The sequence below is a fragment of the Shewanella sp. ENK2 genome, from assembly GCF_043568515.1.
Lineage (GTDB): Bacteria > Pseudomonadota > Gammaproteobacteria > Enterobacterales > Shewanellaceae > Shewanella > Shewanella japonica.
Window position 1 is genome coordinate 2,096,052 of the sequence record NZ_CP171406.1, and the last position, 21,067, is coordinate 2,117,118.

Genomic DNA, 21,067 nt, shown 5'->3' on the forward strand with positions numbered 1-21,067 from the left:
TATTTGTAGATTATGCCCTGAAGGTTCGGATAAAATTACATCGCTGATGGCACAAAATACAGGGCATTGGCATACACTTTCTCTGTGCCTAGCCAGATGTTTCTGAACAATAAATTATCCGTTAAGGCAACCACTTCACCTTTACCTTTCTTTTCGACAATCATAGCCGGCGTGTTGGCAAAAGAGCGTTGATATTCTTTTGCTAGAAAGCCACTGACCAGTAGTTCATTATCGTATTCTGCCGCCACAATAAATGGTGTGGACGTTGGGCCAAAGCTGATTTCGCGATTTTTCATCACATGTAATGGGTTTGGTAAGCCAAAGGTGATGGGGTGAGTTTGGTCTAACGTTAACGACACAATAGCGCCACCAATTGACTGACGAGCATCTAACTTTGACTTGTCGCCAAACTTAAGTCCTGAAGTACTAAATAGATTATTGAGCTCACGCTTAGATTTAGGCTCTGACTTTAAAATATTGCGCTTTTTAAGCCAAACTAAGGCACGTTTTTGCGCCACAATAGTCCCCCCATCCGAAACGTATTTTCCTAACTGTCTCGATGTTGCATCACTAATGACATGATAAGGTCCATCAGCCATAAATATATGGCTATAAGCGGACAAATCGATTGAAGTCAGTCGTTCACTGTTCACCATAGTGACAGGGATGCCTAAGGTCTTATCAAGGTAGTACCAAAGCTGGCCTGTTTCTGAAGCATTGGTATCGGAGCCGGTGACCAATAATGGTGTGACGGGCTGAACTTTAATAAAGTCATCGCTACCTAAATCCATACCTGCAGCAGTATGCGATGAACTGGCAGCCACAATATTGACTTGATATTGAGCGGCAAGCTCACTGACAATTTGTCGGACTTGCTCTTCTGATACAGGTTGCTTTAATGGAATTTGTAAGCTTCCCGCGACAAATTCAACGGGCAAGTTTTTACTGTTAGCTGCACTGAGACTAAATGGCTTGAGGGCATATTTTACTAATACACCTTGATGCAATAATTGCTGTAAAAAAGGGGCTGCAGCTGCTTGTTGCCAATCTACAATAAGTGCAACCGCCTCATCAGGGAACACGGTTTTTGTGGTGTTAGCACTTAGTGTTAGTGCTTTCGCTACCGGTTTATCTGCAAGGAATTTAATACTCGGCTTAGCACCTTCAATCAATGTTAACCCCAGTGCCGACTCAAAGTTCCATGTGGAAATATCGTAAAAGGTTTCATCCTTAAACTCGGTCCGCTTATCAAATAAGGCTTCAACTAAGTCGTGCTGTGGCTGACTTTTGGGAATAAAGATACTGTCTTGCTCCGAGAAGATAATGTCGTCATCTTCTATTGGTTTAGCAAGGTATTTAAAGCTGATTTTATGCTGATTTAGGATATCTGTTAGCTGTGATATATGAGCTGCTCCGCCATGAGCTTTAATCAATCTCCCCGTTTGCTTGCCATCTCGTGTGCGCTTAGCATTGCTTGAGAAAAAGTCTGTTTGATACTTCATCAGTTTCTCGCGCAAGTTATGCGCGCCTTGCAAGCTCGAAATTGAAGTAGCGAACTGGTTATCAATGCTATTTGCTAGCGTCACTACACCATTTGGCGATGCTTGGGCTTGTCCACGGGAGCTGGCTTGTTCAAATAAAATGCCCACTGCGCCATTAATATCAGGATAGGTTGAGCCTTTGCCATAGAAAAAATCATCAAACATTTGTTCACTAAAATACACCTGCTTCACCTGATCTAATGCTTGGCGATGAAATGCTGCCAGTTCATTTGATAATTGCTGGTTGGCTTTACTGGTAAGCGGGTTAACCCTATCAGGCACTCCGGGCTGAAAAAAGTAAGACTGTTGATGCCACATTTCGTGGAAGTCACCGACATAATGCGGTTGCCACTTGTGAAAGAAGGCAACTCGGCCTTGAGACGCTGGATGACGTAGAAACAACCAATCACGGTTTAAATCTGCTAAGTAATGGTTAAAGCGGCCACCTGGCCAATCTTGATTATGTTCTCGATGATTGTTATCGGTGACGACCACTTGGCCCTTGTTATTATTGGCCCAGTTTGAAAAGCGATCAAAGCCATCAGGGTTTTGTGTTGGGGTAATTAGAATCACGGTATCTTCAAGTAAGTCTTTAACCCAAGGCGCATTGGCAGAAGCAAGGTAATGGCTTAATGCTATTGCCGCATGGGCACCACTGGCTTCGTCGCCATGAATTGAATAGGCAAGCCAAACGACGAGAGGTTGAGTATTACTGCGGCTATTTTGCATGGTGCCGAATTTGACTTTACTGCGATAAGCTAAAATATCAGAAAGATTTTTTTGGTTGGTTTCAGAGGTAATCACCGCAGTGAGCTGATGTCGTCTTTCTTGGCTATAAGCTGCTGAGTCCAACGACACACGCTCGCTCTCAGTGGCCAGAATCTGCAAGTACTGATTAATTTGATCGTGTCTTAAATGCCATTCGCCCAGCGGATAACCTAAGTATTCAGCTGGCAAGGTAATATCAGCGTTGATGTCTTCGCTGAGTAATCGTTGATTAATTCGTGTGTCTGCCGCGCTCGTCTGTGAAGATGCGCTTAAAGAAACAAAAAGTGGCAAGCTTGCCATCACAGCAATGAGTAGACGAACAAGGTGGCTTGGTAAACTAATCATAGGAGAAACAACATCATAAAATAAAACAATGCAATTACCATAAAGTGATTAAGCTTAAATCTCCATTAAAAACCCCCTTAAATAGGATATTTTTTGTCACACTTGCGAGATGAGGGCTATAAAGCAGGAGCAAGTAGGAGTATCATAGCGCTAAATCTTAGTAAATCACTCAAGTACTATTTAGATGGTGCACCATGTTGTACGGGTACTGATTGAGCTAAGTAGCATTTTTTAAGTTTTTCAACGGAGCAGTTATATGATCAACATTACTGATACGGCTCAGGCGCATTTTGTAAAATTACTGGCCGATCAACCTGAAGGCACTCATATCCGTGTGTTTGTCATCAGTCCAGGCACCGCTCAAGCTGAGTGCGGTGTATCTTATTGTCCGCCAGATGCTGTAGAAGCAGATGATACTGAGCTTCCTTTTAATGGATTCAGTGCCATGGTTGATGAAAAGAGTGCACCATTTTTAGAAGAAGCTAGCATTGATTTCGTGACCGATCAGCTGGGTTCGCAACTCACGCTAAAAGCCCCTAACGCTAAAATGCGTAAAGTGGCTGCAGATGCACCGCTAAAAGAGCGTATTGAGTATGTGATTCAATCAGAAATCAATCCACAGTTAGCCAGCCATGGTGGTAACATCATGCTAGTTGAAATCACTGAAGAAGGAACCGCTGTTCTTCAATTTGGTGGTGGCTGTAATGGTTGTTCTCAAGTCGATATTACTTTAAAAGATGGTATTGAAAAGCAGCTATTAGACATGTTCCCAGGTGAACTAACAGGCGTTAAAGACGTGACTGATCACCAACATGGTGCTCACTCTTATCAATAATCGTTAACGCAATATTGATACTAAAAACGCGGCAATATAAGTCGCGTTTTTTTATGGCTTTTTCAAGCTGAATGCCATTGAATATAGCCAGTTATTTATCTTTCCTTATTCTTTACCTTGTTACACTTGTAATGCTTTTGTTTGATGTAATGGCTGATGAGTATTAAACTTGCGCTATACCTGAAAGTATTATTAAGGAGAAACAAGTGGCGTTTTTTGTAAATACTCGTAATGTTTCTTCTGCCAAGGGCTTCACCATAATCGAACTGGTTATTGCGATTATTGTGTTGGCCATTTTAGCTGTTATCGCAGCGAGTCAGTTCACTGATGTGAAACGTGATGCTGAAATCAGCCGCGTAAAAGCAGTGGCGGCTTCGTTTGAGCAGTCAGTTACCTTTGCGCATACTCGCTGGCAAATTATTGGTGGAAGCGAACCAATGAATGATTTGCCTGATTTTGCTGATAACGATTTAGATATGAATGCCTCTGGCTATCCATTAGGCACAGGCAAAGGTAATCCAATGGGGAACCCAGTTAATATTGGCCAAGGTCAGGCTGGGTGTGTGGATTTGTGGAATGCATTGATAGAAGACCCACCTAGCGTTGCCATTAGAAATACATCTGATGATGTTGATTTTGAATCCTATCGCCATAGTGCAGATGGCGGTACTGGTGCGACGCAATGTACTTATGTATTAAGAACACTGGGAGATACCAGAGGACGAAATCGCGCAGAAATCAAGATTGTTTATGATTCGGTAGCAGGGACTGTCACTCCTTTCATTGAAGATTAACCCGTACTCCAGAGAGAGAGTTTGGTGTAATTTCAACGTTTAATAAAACAAAACGGCTTACTGTTTCCAGTAAGCCGTTTTTTGTTGTCATTTTAGCGGTAACTAGCGTTTCTTTTTAAAGATTCGGCGGTAAAAAGTCACCGCGCTGAATATTAAGATTACTGTGCCAATCAATGCGATGACAGTGATAAATGCCACATACTTAAACGGCATATTCATTGCGTCATGCAAAGGTCTAACAAACGTAGCGATTTGGCCTGAAAGTGGTCTATCGCTGTGAAGCAGTGCTGACTTAATTGTGCCTTTATCATAGTTCATGTTGATACTATCAGCTTGACGTAACCAAACGTCATTATGGGTATTAAATCGATAGCTATAAATTGCGTCAACAGGCTTTTTAGGTGCCTCTGCCTTCGCTTTTGGATCCGGTCTAGGCTGACGTGGCTTGCTGATTGATACTAACTCAGAATCTGGCCATACACTTTGTGCCGTTTGAATTTGGCTTTGCCAATCTTTTGCTTGGCTGATTGGGTATTGAATACTGCTATCTGGCGTTGTTTTAAGTGCGCCTGTCCACAACCCTTTGTAAGTAATTAAAAAGCCAGTAATACACAGTAAAAACAAAGGAACTGAGATGAAAAGTCCTAGTTGAATGTGGCTTTTTACTAAGCTACTTGACTTAGTATTGCTTGGGATTGAATGCTTTAACCTGAATGTTTTGCGAACACGCCACCAAAGATAAATACCCACTAAGGTAATAACACCACCGATCATCGATGCCCATGCATTAAGGTATTTACCAAAATCACCTAATAAGAAGTTGCGGTGTAGCCAGAACATGGTGCTATAGAGTGGAATATCTCTCATTTTATAGGTTGAGAGTTCATTTAAATCGTTATCAAAAGCAATGGAGTGGCCTCTTGCAGCGATTTCGACATACGGAGAGTATTCAGTTGGAAAGCGAACCGTGCTCATTTCAGGGTAACGCTCAAAAAGTGTTTCGGTAACGTGTGCTTTTTGCTCAGACGTTAACGGCACATATTGCTGCCCTTTGTCGTCCATTCTTTTAAGCATATCCATGCCGCCAAGATAAACACCTGTCGTTAACACAATCAGCATAGAAACACTGATAACGAAACCAACCCAGTTATGAAACCATTTTAAAGCAGGGACTACATTCATAGTGAAGTTCTCAAAGTACGTTATTAATGGCCAGTCAAAGATTGATAAGCCTGCTTCACTGCCAATAAATGACCGTCAAAGCAAAAATTTCGTGAATGATAATTAATCTCATTTCTTTACACAATTAAAGAAATGTAAAGACGCAACTTAATCAGAAAGATTGCCAAACAGGTCACAGTTTTTAATGAATGTTAAATATTGGGTATATTAACAAGTGCATAACTATTCTCTATTTATTCACGTGTGTAGAAGGTGCTTATTTCAATTAAACCCTTTTCATATAAGAGATATGAGCTTATACACTTTGTTATAGTTATGTTAATTGTTGATTTTAATCGATTGTTGGGTTTGTTTTGGGTTTCGGTGGTTTTGTGATGAAAAGTAAAATTTTTTATTCTGTTAACATTAAAAACAGTTAATACGCAATATTTATTCAACAACCGTAATGGGATTTGTTCTCATTAGTGCGGTTGTTCACAGTTCTTAACTCCATTCATAAATAAAACTTCACAAAACAAAGAACGCAAATGATAATCCATCTCATTAACGATAACTGCCAAATTAAGGGCTATTTTGTATGAGAATTTCACCAATTGCGTTCGCTGTTCTAGCAAGCTTAGCGTCAGCATCAGTTGCAGCAGAAGAAGCTGCGAATAACACTGAGTCAAGTCAGGGGTTTACCGCTGAAATTGAGCGCATTCAAGTCACTGGGATGAACTTCAACAACTACAAAGTGGGTTCTTCTTCTGGCGCAATGCGTGGCGATATCGACTTAATGGACACGCCGCAGTCTGTGAATGTGATCCCTGATTTTGTTACCGACGAGCAGTTAGCAAGAAACTTATCAGAAGTACTTGTTAACGATTCAAGTGTGACCGGTGGTAGTGAAAAGTGGAACCGCCAAGTATTCAATATTCGTGGTTTTGAATTAGATTCAGGTAGCGGCTTTTTAATTAATGGTCAGCAACAATGGTCTCACTACGTACAGCCAATTGAAACGCTACAACAAGTTGAAGTGTTGAAAGGTCCATCAAGTATGTTGTACGGTCAGTCAGGTCCTGGTGGCTTGATTAACATGGTCACTAAAAAGCCAACTTATGACACGCTATTTGATGTCGCATTTGATACCGATGCTCACGGTTCTACTCGTTTTCAGTTAGATGCAGGCGGCGCGTTAAACGATGCAGAATCTATTCGCTACCGCACTGTGTTAGTGAAGCAAGATACGAAATACTGGCGTGAATACCAAGACGGTAACGGTGAGCAAGAACAAGAACGTGACCGCTTTTTAGGTTACATCAACCTTGAATTTGACTTACACGATGACGTGATGCTGTCGGTTAAATATGACTACACCGATGACAAAACAGGTATCGATAGAGGTGGTTGGTTAGACGACAATGGTGACTTAGTTGGCGACCGTGAAGATATCTGGGATATGTCTTGGGCATTTACTGACAACAACGTAGAAAACTTAGGTGCTGACTTAACTTGGTATATTTCTGACGACTGGAAAATGACCACAGGTTATAACCACCAAACCTTTACTCGCCAACGTTTAGATTCGTCTCCTTCTATGGTGTCGGGTATGGATCCTGTGACCGAAGGTTACCAAATTAAAGCCTTTGACCGTTACGATGATTGGCAACACAAAACAGCTTATATGGATTTCACAGGTATCGTGAATGCCTTTGGTATGGAGCACCAATTATTAGTCGGTGCTAACATTCTTGATTATTACTACGGTCAGCTAAGAGACAGTGGCGATGCGCAAATTGTCATGCCTGGTCAAGATGTTCCAAGACCTGATCTTGATTACAACAATGACCCGACCAAGTCAGAATCTAGCTACAAGCATTATGGTTTCTATGTTCAAGATTTAATGACCATCAACGATGAGTGGCAAGTGCTTGCTGGCGTTCGTTATGATGAACAAAAGAAAGATGGTGAAGGTGAGAACAGTTATGCCGTATCACCTAAGTTTGGTGTGATTTACTCACCATCTGAGAATGGCAGTATTTATGTTAACTACTCAAAGAGCTTCAACCCTCAATCAATCGTGAGTAGTGATAACGATGTCAATGAAGGCATGAACTTAGAGCCTGAGTACGGTGAGCAATATGAAATCGGTACTAAGTGGGAACTGTTTGATGGTGGCTTATTGCTAACGGGTGCGGTGTTCGATACCACTGTGACAAACGTGACTGTGCAAGAGCAACTTGAACAACCAATTGGCGATAAAGAATACATCACAACTCAAAGTGGTAAGCAGCAACACCGTGGTTTCGAAATGGGTGCACAAGGTCAAGTTAGCGACAATGTGTTCATAACGAGCTCAATGATGTACTTAGATGCTGAATACATTACTAGCGCAGAAGATACTGCACAGCTTGATGGTAAAACACCTGTTGATGCACCTGAATGGTCAGCTAATATCTGGACACGTTACGAAGTCACTGAAGATTTAGCGTTTAACATTGGTGCAATTTATGTGGGTGAGCGTTTTGCTAATACACAAAACACCATTGTTAAAGATGACTATGTTCGTTTTGATTTTGGTGCAGCATATACATTTGCCGTGCAAAACACTGATATGAGTGTTCGTTTTAACGTTAAAAACCTATTTGATACTGACTACTTAGGCGGTGGTACTAACACTGACGTCACTGTGGGTGAAGGTAGAAACTTTAGCTTAGCGTTTGAAGCAAAGTTCTAAGATAAGTGTAAAACGGCCTTTAAGGTAAACCGTGTTTTAGTGAAAAGCCCTAACGTCAGCGATGATGTTAGGGCTTTTTTTATTTAGATAAATACTGCAAAGCAAGAATGAGGGCTAAGTTCACTTTATAGGTTGGTAGCAAGGAATTTCTCAATCGCTTTGAAAGTCATTAAACGATGTTGATTATTGCTTAGGTAGTGATTGCCATTTTCAATTTCGACATATTCAACCGGTTTATCTAATGCGTCTAACTTGCGATACATATCTCGGCTTTGACTGACTTGAACCACTTTATCGTTGTCGCCGTGGATCAATAAAATAGGCACATTAATTTTGTCAGCATGGCGAATAGGTGAGTTTTCATAAAGTTCATCATAATCATCACCAAGGGTTTTCTTAGTTAATTCATGGGTCGTATAAAAACGCGATAGTTTTACTAAATCCTCTACATCAGCGACACCAGCAAAACTGATGACACACTGATAAAGCCCTGGGTTCATGGCTGCGCCCATCATGGCTGCATAACCGCCGTAACTGCCACCAACAATACAAATTTTGTCAGGGTCTGCGATACCTTGGTTGATTAAATAGCGTGTGCCTTGATCAACATCGCCCTGCATGGCCTTACCCCAACCTTGCATACCCGCCTTCTTGAATTCATAGCCCAAGCCTGTAGACCCCCTGAAGTTCATTTGCAATACTGCGTAGCCTCGGTTGGCAAAAAACTGAGTCCAATAATCAAAACTGTCAGAGACATAACTATGAGGACCACCATGTGGAAAAATGATCGTAGGCAGTTTTTTGGCTTCAATGCCCTTCGGCAAGGTGAGATAAGCTGGAATTTCTAAACCATCTTTCGCTTCATAGCTGATTTGTTGTGGCTCAACTAATAGCGCGGGTGTTAATTGAGAATATTTAGCTGCAATCACTTCCAGTCGGTTGGCATCACGATCGCCATACAAAAACAATCCGGGTTGAGTGGGGCTGGTGGCATACACCATATAGCGGCGTTCATTGTTGCTAAATTGAGTCAGGTAATTTTGGGTATCTGGCAGTGCAGCTTTTAAACGATTAACTAGCTTTTTATAGTTTTTATCCCAAAAATGATATTCATTGTCGTCACCAGTAGCTATACCAATTGCTTGACGCGTCACTTTAGAATGGATCAGAGTGGCATGCACATCAGTATTATCTTGTTTATATACCAATTCTTTTGTCAATTTAGGATCGGTTAAATCCACTTTGAAAACAGCATAAAAGCCTTCATGGTAAGCTTTTACATAAAGCGTGTTGGGATTGACATCAAACCCCAGTGGAATAACGGTTTCTTCAGAATAAGCTTCACTTTTCCACAACAGTCGTAAGTCGCCATTGGCTTCGCTTTGCTCATAAATTCGGTACTCGGTGGTATCCCGATCTTGATAAGTGGCAATGCGTACCCGATGCTGTTGATCCGTCATCCAATCAATAACGTGTTCTCGATAATATTGTTCAGTGGTAAAGCTGCCGTTATATAAATTGACTTTGATGACTGTTGGTTCGCTGACTCGTTTACTGAAACCCGATACAGATAAAAGAATATGTTCAGGATTTTTAGGCAATAAATCAATAACGTCGCCTTGATATTGTGGGATAGAGTCGAATCGTTTTAACGCTTTTTTAGTTAACACACTGCCAGCTTCACCCGTGGTTAAATTGTATTTAATGAGTAGGCTCTCATTGGCATTTTTACCAAAACGCTTAGATGGCATGAGTGCGGTTATCAGCAGTATTTCATCACTCGCCCAAGTTAGATTAGTGATCATGAACTTTTCGTGATCGTTTTTCATTGGGATATGAAATTGACCTGTTTCAGTATTAAATAAGGCCACAATTTTATGTGGTACTTCTGCAGTATCGTCTAAAAGAAGTGAAGCAATATGCTTACCGTTGGGGGACAGTCGTACATGACTTACATCAGGAATACTGGCAAAAGCCTCAACAGGTAATTGGGTGACTTTTGATGTTTGCGCAGGGGCTGAAAAAGGCGTATTGGTGATACATAACAACAGTATCAACATAAAAATCCGTTTCATTTAAAGCTCTCTTTGGTATTGCCCACCCTCAATGTGAGGGTGGGGTTAAGTTGGTTAAAGTAAGTTTTTTTGTAGGAAGGCTTCGATTGCCATAAAGGTGTTAATGCGGTGCTTGTTATTACTTAAATAATGATCACCATTTTCAAGTTCGATATATTCAACTGGCTTGTTAAGGTCTTCGAGTTCATCAAACATATCTTCACTGTGTTGTACCCGTACCACCCGATCTTTATCGCCATGGATAAGTAATACTGGCACATTAATATCTTTGGCTTTACTCAGAGGGGAACGCTCATACAGGGCATCATAATCATCGCCGATTTGTTTTTTGACGATTTCAAAGTTGGTGTAACGTCTTGACGACTTCACTAAATATTCGATGTCAGTGACACCGGCAACACTGACAGCACATTGATAAAGATCTTGAGTGGTAGCAACACCCATTAGTGCGGCATAACCACCATAACTTGCGCCCACAATGCAGATTTTATTGGGGTCAGCAGTGCCACGTTCAATTAACCATCGCGTGCCATCTTCAACATCATTTTGCATATCGAGCCCCCAGTTTTTAAGGCCCGCTTTCATGAAGTCATAACCATAACCCGCAGAGCCCCTGAAATTCATTCTTAACACCGCATAACCTCGGTTGGCGAAGAACTGGGTCCAATAATCAAAACTGTTTGAGTCATAACTAATTGGGCCACCATGGGGAAAAATAATGGTCGGTAAGTTTTTAGCTTCTTGGCCTTTGGGGGTGGTTAGAAACGCTTGGATGTCTAAACCATCACGGGCTTGATACGTCAGAGTTTCGGTATCGGCTAACACATCAGGTGACAATTGCTTGTAGCGATAAGCAATAGGTAAGAGTTGGCCAGCATCTCGGTCGCCAAAAAAGTAGATCCCTGCCTCTTTCGCGTTGGTTGAATAAACGATATAACGGCGCTCATTTTCACTAAATTGAGTGATATAGTTGCGGTAATCTGGCAGAGCTTTGTTCAATCCGTTAGCAAGGCCAATGTATTCTTTGTCCCAAAACGTGTATTCAGACTCATCGCCATCATCAATGCCGATCACTTTCTTTTTTAATTTTGAATAAATTAGCGAACCATTGACGTCACTAAACTCTTTGCTGAAAACTAATTCTTTAGTGAGCTTAGGATCTTGTAAGTTAACTTTAAAAATAGCCTCATAGCCTTCATGGTAGGCTTGTACATAAAGTATGTCTTTATCTTCTGCAAAGCCCATTGGCCATACTTGGTCTTCTTCAAATGCTTCGAACTCCCAAAGGAGCCTGCGGTCTTTATGGGCATCAGCTTGCTCATAAATTCGATATTGGGTGTCTTTACGATAAATACCAATTCGAATTCTATTTTGTCGGTCTGTTACCCAATCGGTAATATTACTTTCAGCAGGTTGTTTGAAGCGAACATTGCCATTATTTAAATTCACCTGAATGACGGATTCATATTGAGGTTTGTTACCTAAGCCATTGATACCAAGCAATATATGTTTTTCATCATTAGGCAAGTAATCAATAATGTTGGATTGAATTTGCGGCATCCACTTAAACTTTTTAAGACCAAAACGGCTGAGTAAATTCGAGATTTTTTCTTACTGACAGAGTAGGTAATAATGCGAGTTTCAGTGGTGGGAGTACCGTAACGAACGGCGGGAAATTTTGCTTCAACAAGAAGCAAGTCATCACTGGCCCAACTCATTGACAATATGACAAATTTTTCATTATCTGTTTGGACAGGAAAAATGGACTCACGGGTATCAATATCTAAGATATTGATGATAGCGCCTTGTTGTTTATCAGTATTTAGCCTGACTAACGAAGCGATAAGTTTGCCATTAGGTGACATGGTGACATGACTGACATCAGGAATGCTGGCAAAAGCTTCTAGTGGCAGTAGCTGATTTTTCGCTACAGCGATATTGGCAAACAGCATCACAAAGGCCGTAAGCGAGGTTAAAATCCGTTTCATTGAACTATCCGTACAGAAATATGTGTTAATTTAATGTTATCAGTAAAAAGGTGGAGATTGATAGTCCATCGATGCTTAAACTACTGAAAGTCATATATTTGCTTGAAGGTTTTACTGTAACGATAATGTAACCCTAACGACAGGCTCCGACACAGCATAAACGCACTCATCGCTGCCCATAAGCCATGATTGCCATAATCTTGAAATGCATACCAACAGGGAAAAAATACCGCAAATGTGGCGATGACCATACTATTACGCATAACTTTGCCTTGAGCTGCGCCAATATAAACACCATCAAACAGATAAGAGCCAAATGCCAAAAGCGGCATAAACACTAACCAAATTAGGTATACCTCAGCTTGTTGTTGCACGACCTCAATGCTGGTAAGCATAGTGATAATCGCATCACCCCCAGATAAAATAATACACAAAAGCCCAATGAAAATAGTAACGACCAATAGCCCGCTAATGTCACTGAGTCATGCAATAGCGCTAAATCTTGTTGACCTATAGCGCGCCCGACTTCGGCTTCGGCATAATAAGCAATACCATCCAAAGCGTAAGAGATAAGCAGCAACAAGTTAAGTAAAACCGCATTCGCAGCTATGATGTCATCACCTAACCCAGCACCATAAAATGTCATAAAGGTAAAACTGGCTTGTAAGCATAGGCTGCGAATAAAAATATCACGGTTGAGTTTTAATAAGCGTGAATAACCTTTTAGGCTTAAATGAACTAAAAGCTGACGGAAGTGAAAATCGTGTTGTTGGTATAGCGCTCGTTTGACGATAGTCGCCGCAACTAAAAACGCACAAATATCGGCAATCACAGAAGCAAGAGCCGCCCCTTTGACGTTCCATTCAAAACCAATGACGAACAATACATCAAGGATAATATTCACTATGTTGGCAATGATTAACTGCCACATTGCCGCTTTGGGTGCTTGCCTGCCAAGTAACCAGCCCAATAACACTAAATTTACTAATGCAAAGGGAATCGACCAAATACGGATGTTAACGTACTCGCGACAAAAGTGTTGCACCTGTTCACTGGCTTGACTTAATGACAGAGCAAAATCGATTATCGGTTGCTGTAATAAAATCGCCGTAAAACCAAACATCAATGCCAGGCTGCAACCTTGAACCAGCAATTTTTGCTGAGTTACGTTATCATTAGCACCATAAGCTTGGGCAACAAGACCAGTGGTCGACATACGTAAAAAGCCCAACAGCCAGACAATTAAGGTAATTATTGTACTGCCTAGTGCCACACCGCCTAAGTAATAGGCTTCACTTAAATGACCAATAACAGCGGTATCGACTAAACCTAATAGTGGGATAGTGATATTGGATAAAATCATCGGCAAAGCTAATGCAAATAGCTGACGGTTTTTTTGGCTGTTAAATAGTAATACTTTTAAGGACATAGGAATCTTATGTTAAAACAAAGTCTGTTGGGATTAATTTGGCTTTTTTCTGTTAATGCGCATGCCGTGGTCATTTTGCAATACCACCACGTATCAGAAACAACGCCAGCAATTACCAGTGTGACGCCTACTCAATTTGAAGAGCAGATGCAGTATCTTGCTGATAACGAGTTTACCATCATTAGCTTACAAGAAGCGGTTGATGCCATAAAACAAAATAAGCCAATCGCGGATAAAAGCATTGTCATTACTTTTGACGATGGCTATGACAGCATTGCAAAAGCGGCTGCTCCTGTGCTGAAAAAGCATAACTTTTCTTACACTTTGTTTGTTTCGGTTGAACCGATTGAAAAAGGGTATGCAGGGATGATGAGCTGGGATGACATTAATCAACTTGCTAAAGATGGTGCGACGATTGCCAATCACAGTTGGGCGCATGAGCATTTGAATCGTAAGCTTGAAGGCGAAACTAAGCAGCAGTGGTTAACTCGTATTGAGAAAAATTTATTAGACACCGAAGCTGAAATTAAAAAGCACACAGGCCAAAGTGTGAGAATGCTGGCTTATCCATATGGTGAATACAATGCTGATGTTGAAAACATCCTCAAGCAGCATGATTTTATAGGATTAGGCCAGCAATCTGGTGCCGCAGGTAAATACTCTGCATTAACCGCATTGCCTCGTTTTCCTGTGGCAGGCCCCTATGCAGACTTGGATAGTTTGAAAGTTAAATTTACTAGTTTGAACATGCCCGTTATCAAACAAAATATCAGTGACCCTTTATTAACTGCTGGTAATTGGCGTCCAGAGCTGACTGTTGAGCTGGATACTAGTGATATTTACCCACATCAAGTCATGTGCTTTGTTCAAGGGCAAGGGGCTAAAAAGCCAACGTGGATTTCTGAAACAGAATTTAGCATTCAAGCGCCAGCTAGCTTACCAGCAGGGCGCAGCCGCTATAACTGCACAGCGCCGAGTAAAACCCAAAATGGCTACTATTGGTTTTCACAAGCGTGGGTGAGACCGAATAATGATGGAAGCTGGCCAAAAGAGTAGTCTTTTGGTTTAGGATAAAACTTAGGTTTTCGATATTGGTTAACCTAGGTTCATATCTAATTTATTTCCAAACTGCGTTTGGATTAAGGTCGTGGGTTTCCACCCACACCCGACCAAAAAGGAGTCAACACTGACTCCCTTTTCGTTGATTTTTATAAAACCTTTGCCGCTGCGGCTATGTTTTATTCATCATTTGAAATCCAAATCCAAATCCAAATCCAAATCCAAATCCAAATCCAAATCCAAATCCAAATCCAAATCCAAATCAAGATCGTGGCGCTTCGCCCCATCTTTTGCAAAGAGTGACGAAAGGGAAACAACAGCATTTCCCTTTTCGATATCCCTTGCCGCCCCTACGAAATTACTCTGAAAAGCGAGCAAGCTTCATGCTTATTCGAAAATAGCTAACGCGTTAGATAGGCCATCCATGGCCAACTAAAGCTAGCCTGACGTCCTGTCAGGCTTACGCAATTTTCTTCAACGCATTTCAGCAATTTCAATGGGGATCATTGTGCCCGCAGGTTCATTTGTTGTTTTAGAGAGTGTTGATAAATGAGTCGTTCGAGCAATGTCGGTTTTTTAAATTTTCTTTGAATACTCAATTTGAATTGAGGCAAGCAAGAAAATCGCGTGAGTCTAGCCATGGCCTTTCTCGCACATCCATGTGCTTCAAGGCATTTAGTACATCCTGTACTTAAGATTCTGGCTAACTTTCGAGGGGAAGGGGCGTTCCATCGGAAGCGTTAGAGCTTCATTAAACCAAAGTTGTAGCTTGCCGAAGCGGGCTACAGATAAAGTTTAACGCTATGAAAGTCCCCATTGAAATCTTTCGCTTCTTAGAAAATTTCGTAGGGGCGGGTGGGTGTTCCAAGAGGGAGTTGCCGTTCACTCCCTTTTGGTCTGGTGTGGGCGAAGCGCCACGACCTTGATCCTAATTCAAACGAAGTTTGGAAATGAATTTAGGAGTTGACGATCATAATCAAGAATACGTTTGACAAATTGAAGAGCTAGCTCATCTTTGCCTGATTCCAAGCTTGCGCACTAACCCGTCATACTTTACGGATAACTATTTGACCTACTTTTTCTAATCAGTGTAGTGTCTAGTTAGCTGGGGTTATCAGTCACTTCATCCGTTTTTGGTTACTTGATTAATTGTGAAAGAGATTTATCAATATCATCTTACTTTAATAGAGGCTCGAATCATCGAACATATAACTATCAATCAACTGTTAGTGTCTGAATTTAATGGCTATATTTTAGAAAGACTTGAGAACATCAAGCTGATAGAAAGTCCTGACCAAGAGCTACAGAAAAAGCTTCTATATATGGCTTATTTGGATAGCTTGGCTGGTGCAAGCTATCCAAATAAGTCAAACAAGAAGGCTTTTATTAACGTAATCAAAGATTATTCGACTTGGGAACACTTTGACAAAATTTGCCCTCTTGCTCTGAAAAGATTAAGTGATAAACACCCCCAATATACTGAACTGAAAGATTTCGCAGAGCAGGCTTATAATCGAATGGTTGCTCAAGGAGGTCAATTTGGTGCAGCTCAAGTTAATCTAAATGATTTACCTAGTAAGGATGAACTTGATGTTGTTTGGCCTGAGAATTGGAACGACGAAACTAGTTCTCCTAATCGAGAAAATTTGACCCAAATCATTCAGCTTTATCATTGTAGAAACACTTTGGTTCATTCACTTCAGCATCGAAAAGAATCACCTTACCCAAGAAGAAACTCATATGTAATACACTACAGGCAGTATATGAGAGTTGAGGGAAACAGTATCATTGCTAACCTGAAGCATGATGAGTTTGAGCTAGTTCATCCTATCCAGTTTCTTTATAAGTTGTGTACTGAAGTTACATTGAATATGACTAAGTATTTTCTGAAGGAGGAAATTAATCCATTTGAAAGTTACTATGATGACTTTGGTAGATACTAATGTCGACAAAGTCGTTCTATGCTACATATAGCAGTTATTGTCATACCTTAATTAATTCATTAACTATTAATTTAGCGAATACTGAAACTTAGAGGTGTCCAAATATAATTTAGTTCTCAGTATCAACCTTCTAAAAAGCCTCAATATTTTCATACTGAGGCTTTTTGATATTTCCAATACTTATATAAAAACTTAAGCACTTTCAATAATCAATTTCAAATCAGCAACCAGTTCTTTGTTCAAAATCTGTGGAATTTTCCCTGGTTGTTGCTTGGGTTTAAACACCGCGTATTTTTCCCCTTGGGGTGAAACTAAAACATAACTAGCACTGTGGTCGACTTGATAATCAGCGCCGTCACCCACCATGGCATAGGCGAAACCTAAATCACGGGTGAACGGGAACAGTTGAGTGTGGTCAGCTGTGACAGCTTTAAAGTCTCGATTAAAAAAATTGATGTAATCTAAGCGTTTTGTTTGCGTGTCTCTGTCTGGATCAACTGATACAAACACCACCTGAATATCTTCTGATACTGATTGCAGTTCAGCATAAGCGGCATTGAGTTTATTCAACGTTGTTGGGCACACATCTGGGCAAGAGGTAAAACCGACAAACAGTAAACTCCACTTACCGAGTAATTGTTGATTGCCAAACTCATTGCCCAACTGATCATGCAGGGTAAACGGTGCCAGTGGTCTTGGGTTATCAAAAAGATAACTACTTTGAAGGGCTAAGTCTGGCACCTGAGTCATCAAGGCGGTATTTGCTGATTGGCGAGGGAATAGCGCTGCAACCGCAACGCCTAAGCCCAACATGATGACGGCTAATAAAAGGATTTTTTCAATCGGTCACTCCCCGTTTATTCATTGCAGCATTGGTTATTGCTATGCGCATAACTTAAGCCCATAGCTTAAACCCACAAGTAGTGATCAACTAATAGCACTAAGAATAAAATCATTAAGTGGTAAATTGAGAACTTGAATACATCCATTGCCAGACCAGTTTTGTCATGGAACTTTAATTGCCAAGCTTTATAGATAAACCCACAACTTAATAAAGTTGAACCGACTAAATAAACAGGTCCACACATGCCCACTAACACAGGTAATAAACAAGCGATGGCCAGTAATAAGGTGTAGAGCAATATGCAAGTTTTAGTGAACTCTACACCATGGGTGACGGGCAACATCGGCACGTCGACTTTGGCGTATTCTTTTTTACGATGAATCGCTAACGCCCAGAAGTGTGGTGGTGTCCAAGTGAAGATGATGATCACTAAAAGCAGGGCATTACCATGTAACTCGTTGGTGACCGCTGTCCAGCCTAGTAATGGTGGCATGGCGCCAGCTAATCCGCCAATGACGATATTTTGCGGTGTGGCACGCTTTAAATATGCGGTGTAGACCACTGCGTAACCGATTAAACTGGCGAATGTTAGCCATGCGGTTAGCGGGTTAACCAACGCATACAGAACAATGAACCCACCTAAGCCGATTGAAGTGGCGAAGGTCATGGCTTTGATTGCTGATACTTTGCCTTTAGGTAAAGGGCGGTTGTAGGTACGCGCCATTAAGCCATCAATACGGCGATCGATAAGGTGGTTATAGGCCGCTGCAGCACCTGCCATCATGGCGATGCCAATCATGCCAAAAATAAGCGGTTGAAGTGGAACAGCGCCGGGGAGCGCAAGACACATACCGACCAGCACTGTTAGCAGCATCAGTGCGACCACCTTGGGTTTGGTCATTTCAAAATAAGCACGCCACTGTAGTGGGCTAGTGTTGGTTTTCGTTGCGCTTGCGGACAGTGAAAGTGATTTAGCCATAATAGAATCCTTGCTTAAGCTTTACGCCACAGCGCATAGTTAATGAAAATAACGGTTAGCAGTAATAATGCTGCGCCGCCATTATGTGAAACCGCAATACCAAGCGGCAGGTGCATAACAATATTGCTAATGCCTAATCCCACTTGGATTACGACGAGTGCGAACAACAACCAAGCACTTTTACGCATCACTGATGACTGTGCTTTTAGTAATTTAAAGGCCAGCCAACATAAACAAGCGGCAGTGATAATGCCCCAAATTCGATGGGTTACATGAATAGTCATGCGGGCTGGGTATTCTAATACGCCAAATTCAAAGCTAGGGTGATCGCCTTGAAATGGCGAAAATGCTTTGGCAAACGCTAAGTTATCCATCCAATTGCCTTCACATATCGGTAAGGTTGTGCAGGCTAATGCGGCGTAGTTTGATGAGGTCCAGCCGCCCAGTATGATTTGTAATATCAGAACTAGCATGCTGACCATAGCAAGCGGTGCAAGCTTTCTGGCGTAGGCATCACCACCTGGGATCCGCAAAGGTTTGGTTCTAAGATAGAGTAATAGCAGTAACGAAAATAAACTGAATCCACCAATTAAATGACCCATTACGATAATGGGCATTAGCTTCATGGTAACAGTCCACATCCCGAGTGCGGCTTGAAATAGTATTAAGGCTGAAATAAATATCGGCAGTTTTTTAGGTGCATCTGCACGCTTCAAGCACACAATTAAAATGGTTAATACTAAAAGTCCTAGGGCTCCTGCAATATAGCGGTGAATCATTTCGAGCCATGCTTTTTTAGGCTCGACAGTTTGGTTAGGGAAATTTTCTTCGACTTTGGCTAATGCGGCGGAGTCACTTGGTACGCCAATGTGGCCATAACAGCCGGGCCAGTCAGGGCAACCTAAGCCGGCATCAGATAAACGGGTATAAGCGCCCATTAAGATCACGGCAAAGGTAAACACCAAAGTGAATTTGAGTAAGGTTTTGATGTTCATTAACCGACCCTCGACAATTTGAGCATTTTGCGCAAGTCGCTGATCATGGATTTACCTTGCGCAATATTCTCTTCTTCACCAGCAATACCTGGATATTGCATGACTAAGCTACCGAGGGGATCAACAATAATAAGCTGTTGCTTTTCCATCATTGAAGTTAGCTGTGGGCTGGCTTGAGCGGTGGCAAAAGGCACATTTAAACTGGCTAAAATTTGGGTGTCACTGCCGTCTTGTAACAAAACAATAGGGCTGACACGATCTTGATGTTTACCCAATGCCACATGACTTTGATGTAAAACGTATAAACGTTGTTGGCACTGCTCAAGGCATTGTTTTGGCAGTAAATAAAGTAACTGCCACGACTGAGGCTGAGGGTTGTCCATTGATAAGCTCTGATAGCTTATTGAAGGCGAAATCAGTTGGCCTTTATTGGTCGCTGCACCATTATAAAGATCCATACTGAGCACGAGTTTGGCCATAGCTACGGGTAGAATAAATACCAACAGCAGTAAATAAAGCGTCTTGTTGCTCTTTGGTTTTGCTGGGGAGTTCATACTTGCTCCTCTTGTTACGACTTATTTTGTTATAGGGTGTGTTGATTTCTTCAACGTTTTAAAACCAATCCATAGCATGAGCCCTAAAAAAACCGCTGCCATGGTGAACCATTGCAATGCATACCCTTGGTGTTTCTGTGCTGATAAGGGAATGGGTGTCCAAGGTTTTGCTAATGTCATTGTTGGAGTCACATCTGGCTGCAATACTGCCGGTGCCAGTTCGTGGCCTACTTTCTCTGCTAAGGCCACAAGGTTTAAATTTTGAAACCGAATCACTTCATGGTTATTCATTGAAAATGTTTCGGCATATAGCGCTTCGCTTAATGGGTTTGTTTGTTTTTGATAGACCCGCCCTGTTAACTCATATGGCTGATTAGGCATGGGAGTCAGTGCTGGCAGAATACGTCTGTCTTTATTGGCGCCAACAAACCCTAGTTCAACCATTAACCAAGGTTGTGACTCAGACACCTTGACCAATTGATATGCGAGATAACCCACTTGACCGTTATGAACTTGATTATCAAGTAATAAAATTTGTTCGCTGACTGCGATGGTATCGACAGTTAATCGGTAACCTGTCATAGCGTCATTGTTAGCTAAATTAAGTAAACTTTGGTAATCCAATGCGCTGGCGGCTTGTCGTTCAGCTAGCGTGGTTTGCCATGCTTGTTTGTACTCCGCTCTATCGAGTTGCCATAAACCTAACTTGACCAAAATAGAAAACACACTCACAGTAACAAGCAGCAATAACCCAGTAGATAGTCGCCAGACTCGCAAAGGAGAGCCCATGGCAGCGTTAGATACCTTAGTTATTTTCAAGCTTGTATTAGTACTACTGCTTGTATTCATATTATTTAATTTAGCTAGAGCCTTGTTTATTATGGTTAAAGCTGAAAACAAACAGCCAATGAGTCAATATTTGGGGCGACGCGTTATCTTTTCAGCTGTGGTGATGTTGTTATTGTTGCTGGCCCTAGGATTAGGCTGGGTAACACCTAACCCTAGGCCGTATTAGCTCGC

17 protein-coding genes and 1 pseudogene are annotated in these 21,067 nt (G+C 41.5%); 6 read left to right on the plus strand and 12 right to left on the minus strand.

The window, feature by feature from the left end; translation table 11 throughout:
• Nucleotides 1–35: 35 nt before the first annotated feature.
• Nucleotides 36–2,654, minus strand: a complete 2,619-nt coding sequence (locus tag ACGEDC_RS09325; RefSeq protein WP_394497834.1) for a M14 family metallopeptidase — start codon at nucleotides 2,652–2,654, stop codon at nucleotides 36–38.
• A gap of 256 nt (nucleotides 2,655–2,910) precedes the next feature.
• Between ACGEDC_RS09325 and nfuA the strand changes: the two genes are divergently transcribed.
• Both nfuA and ACGEDC_RS09335 read left to right on the plus strand, forming a co-directional pair.
• The gene (nfuA, locus tag ACGEDC_RS09330; RefSeq protein WP_055025978.1) at nucleotides 2,911–3,489 is read left to right on the plus strand and encodes a Fe-S biogenesis protein NfuA; all 579 of its coding nucleotides are present in this window, start codon (nucleotides 2,911–2,913) and stop codon (nucleotides 3,487–3,489) included.
• Between the two features lie 206 nt (nucleotides 3,490–3,695).
• Nucleotides 3,696–4,283: a type II secretion system protein gene (locus tag ACGEDC_RS09335; protein WP_394497837.1), complete on the plus strand. Its 588-nt coding sequence runs from the start codon at nucleotides 3,696–3,698 to the stop codon at nucleotides 4,281–4,283.
• 102 nt (nucleotides 4,284–4,385) lie between these two features.
• Here the strand turns inward: ACGEDC_RS09335 and ACGEDC_RS09340 are convergent, their stop codons facing one another.
• Complete coding sequence (locus tag ACGEDC_RS09340) at nucleotides 4,386–5,465, minus strand: PepSY-associated TM helix domain-containing protein (protein ID WP_055025980.1); 1,080 nt, start codon at nucleotides 5,463–5,465, stop codon at nucleotides 4,386–4,388.
• Between the two features lie 577 nt (nucleotides 5,466–6,042).
• Between ACGEDC_RS09340 and ACGEDC_RS09345 the strand changes: the two genes are divergently transcribed.
• Nucleotides 6,043–8,181: a TonB-dependent siderophore receptor gene (locus ACGEDC_RS09345; protein ID WP_055025981.1), complete on the plus strand. Its 2,139-nt coding sequence runs from the start codon at nucleotides 6,043–6,045 to the stop codon at nucleotides 8,179–8,181.
• A gap of 125 nt (nucleotides 8,182–8,306) precedes the next feature.
• On the opposite strand, the gene ACGEDC_RS09350 is transcribed toward ACGEDC_RS09345, so the two are convergent.
• From ACGEDC_RS09350 to dinF, 4 genes and pseudogenes are all read right to left on the minus strand, one after another.
• Nucleotides 8,307–10,256 carry an alpha/beta hydrolase family protein gene (locus ACGEDC_RS09350; protein ID WP_394497840.1) on the minus strand — a complete coding sequence of 650 codons (1,950 nt, stop codon included), beginning with the start codon at nucleotides 10,254–10,256 and terminating at the stop codon, nucleotides 8,307–8,309.
• Between the two features lie 54 nt (nucleotides 10,257–10,310).
• Complete coding sequence (locus tag ACGEDC_RS09355; RefSeq protein ID WP_394497842.1) at nucleotides 10,311–11,816, minus strand: alpha/beta hydrolase family protein; 1,506 nt, start codon at nucleotides 11,814–11,816, stop codon at nucleotides 10,311–10,313.
• Entirely contained in the window at nucleotides 11,738–12,244 is a 507-nt protein-coding gene (locus ACGEDC_RS09360) for a hypothetical protein (protein WP_394497844.1), read from the minus strand. Before ACGEDC_RS09360 ends, ACGEDC_RS09355 begins: the two co-directional genes overlap by 79 nt.
• Nucleotides 12,245–12,324: 80 nt before the next feature.
• Nucleotides 12,325–13,673: pseudogene (dinF, locus tag ACGEDC_RS09365) on the minus strand (MATE family efflux transporter DinF).
• 9 nt (nucleotides 13,674–13,682) lie between these two features.
• On the opposite strand from dinF, the gene ACGEDC_RS09370 reads away from it, so the two are divergent.
• Entirely contained in the window at nucleotides 13,683–14,729 is a 1,047-nt protein-coding gene (locus tag ACGEDC_RS09370) for a polysaccharide deacetylase family protein (protein WP_394497846.1), read from the plus strand.
• Between the two features lie 189 nt (nucleotides 14,730–14,918).
• Here ACGEDC_RS09370 and ACGEDC_RS09375 read toward each other — a convergent pair whose 3' ends face one another.
• Entirely contained in the window at nucleotides 14,919–15,110 is a 192-nt protein-coding gene (locus ACGEDC_RS09375; RefSeq protein WP_394497848.1) for a hypothetical protein, read from the minus strand.
• Between the two features lie 773 nt (nucleotides 15,111–15,883).
• Here ACGEDC_RS09375 and ACGEDC_RS09380 point away from each other — a divergent pair.
• Nucleotides 15,884–16,675, plus strand: coding sequence for a hypothetical protein (locus ACGEDC_RS09380; protein WP_394497850.1), 792 nt, complete (start codon nucleotides 15,884–15,886; stop codon nucleotides 16,673–16,675).
• Nucleotides 16,676–16,867: 192 nt separating this feature from the next.
• Here the strand turns inward: ACGEDC_RS09380 and ACGEDC_RS09385 are convergent, their stop codons facing one another.
• The 5 genes from ACGEDC_RS09385 to ACGEDC_RS09405 form a co-directional block, all read right to left on the minus strand.
• Nucleotides 16,868–17,488, minus strand: coding sequence for an SCO family protein (locus ACGEDC_RS09385; protein WP_394497852.1), 621 nt, complete (start codon nucleotides 17,486–17,488; stop codon nucleotides 16,868–16,870).
• 95 nt (nucleotides 17,489–17,583) lie between these two features.
• Nucleotides 17,584–18,498, minus strand: a complete 915-nt coding sequence (cyoE, locus tag ACGEDC_RS09390) for a heme o synthase (protein WP_394497854.1) — start codon at nucleotides 18,496–18,498, stop codon at nucleotides 17,584–17,586.
• A 14-nt stretch (nucleotides 18,499–18,512) separates the two neighbouring features.
• Complete coding sequence (locus ACGEDC_RS09395) at nucleotides 18,513–19,493, minus strand: COX15/CtaA family protein (protein WP_055025404.1); 981 nt, start codon at nucleotides 19,491–19,493, stop codon at nucleotides 18,513–18,515.
• Nucleotides 19,493–20,047, minus strand: coding sequence for a hypothetical protein (locus tag ACGEDC_RS09400; RefSeq protein ID WP_080914602.1), 555 nt, complete (start codon nucleotides 20,045–20,047; stop codon nucleotides 19,493–19,495). The genes ACGEDC_RS09395 and ACGEDC_RS09400 overlap by 1 nt, the downstream gene beginning before the upstream one ends.
• Before the next feature lie 21 nt (nucleotides 20,048–20,068).
• Nucleotides 20,069–20,836 (minus strand): SURF1 family protein, encoded by a 768-nt coding sequence (locus ACGEDC_RS09405; protein WP_394497857.1) that lies wholly within the window; start codon nucleotides 20,834–20,836, stop codon nucleotides 20,069–20,071.
• Between ACGEDC_RS09405 and ACGEDC_RS09410 the strand changes: the two genes are divergently transcribed.
• Nucleotides 20,835–21,062, plus strand: coding sequence for a DUF2909 family protein (locus ACGEDC_RS09410; RefSeq protein ID WP_055025401.1), 228 nt, complete (start codon nucleotides 20,835–20,837; stop codon nucleotides 21,060–21,062). The genes ACGEDC_RS09405 and ACGEDC_RS09410 overlap by 2 nt on opposite strands.
• Nucleotides 21,063–21,067: the final 5 nt, after the last annotated feature.

Bases quoted from the DNA above. Each gene is read 5' to 3' on its own strand.
- ACGEDC_RS09325 (WP_394497834.1), bottom strand. From the start codon at position 2,654: ATGATTAGTTTACCAAGCCACCTTGTTCGTCTACTCATTGCTGTGATG.
- nfuA (WP_055025978.1), top strand. From the start codon at position 2,911: ATGATCAACATTACTGATACGGCTCAGGCGCATTTTGTAAAATTACTG.
- ACGEDC_RS09340 (WP_055025980.1), bottom strand. From the start codon at position 5,465: ATGAATGTAGTCCCTGCTTTAAAATGGTTTCATAACTGGGTTGGTTTC.
- ACGEDC_RS09345 (WP_055025981.1), top strand. From the start codon at position 6,043: ATGAGAATTTCACCAATTGCGTTCGCTGTTCTAGCAAGCTTAGCGTCA.
- ACGEDC_RS09350 (WP_394497840.1), bottom strand. From the start codon at position 10,256: ATGAAACGGATTTTTATGTTGATACTGTTGTTATGTATCACCAATACG.
- ACGEDC_RS09355 (WP_394497842.1), bottom strand. From the start codon at position 11,816: ATGCCGCAAATTCAATCCAACATTATTGATTACTTGCCTAATGATGAA.
- ACGEDC_RS09360 (WP_394497844.1), bottom strand. From the start codon at position 12,244: ATGAAACGGATTTTAACCTCGCTTACGGCCTTTGTGATGCTGTTTGCC.
- ACGEDC_RS09370 (WP_394497846.1), top strand. From the start codon at position 13,683: ATGTTAAAACAAAGTCTGTTGGGATTAATTTGGCTTTTTTCTGTTAAT.
- ACGEDC_RS09385 (WP_394497852.1), bottom strand. From the start codon at position 17,488: ATGTTGGGCTTAGGCGTTGCGGTTGCAGCGCTATTCCCTCGCCAATCA.
- cyoE (WP_394497854.1), bottom strand. From the start codon at position 18,498: ATGGCTAAATCACTTTCACTGTCCGCAAGCGCAACGAAAACCAACACT.
- ACGEDC_RS09395 (WP_055025404.1), bottom strand. From the start codon at position 19,493: ATGAACATCAAAACCTTACTCAAATTCACTTTGGTGTTTACCTTTGCC.
- ACGEDC_RS09400 (WP_080914602.1), bottom strand. From the start codon at position 20,047: ATGAACTCCCCAGCAAAACCAAAGAGCAACAAGACGCTTTATTTACTG.
- ACGEDC_RS09410 (WP_055025401.1), top strand. From the start codon at position 20,835: ATGGCAGCGTTAGATACCTTAGTTATTTTCAAGCTTGTATTAGTACTA.
- ACGEDC_RS09405 (WP_394497857.1), bottom strand. From the start codon at position 20,836: ATGGGCTCTCCTTTGCGAGTCTGGCGACTATCTACTGGGTTATTGCTG.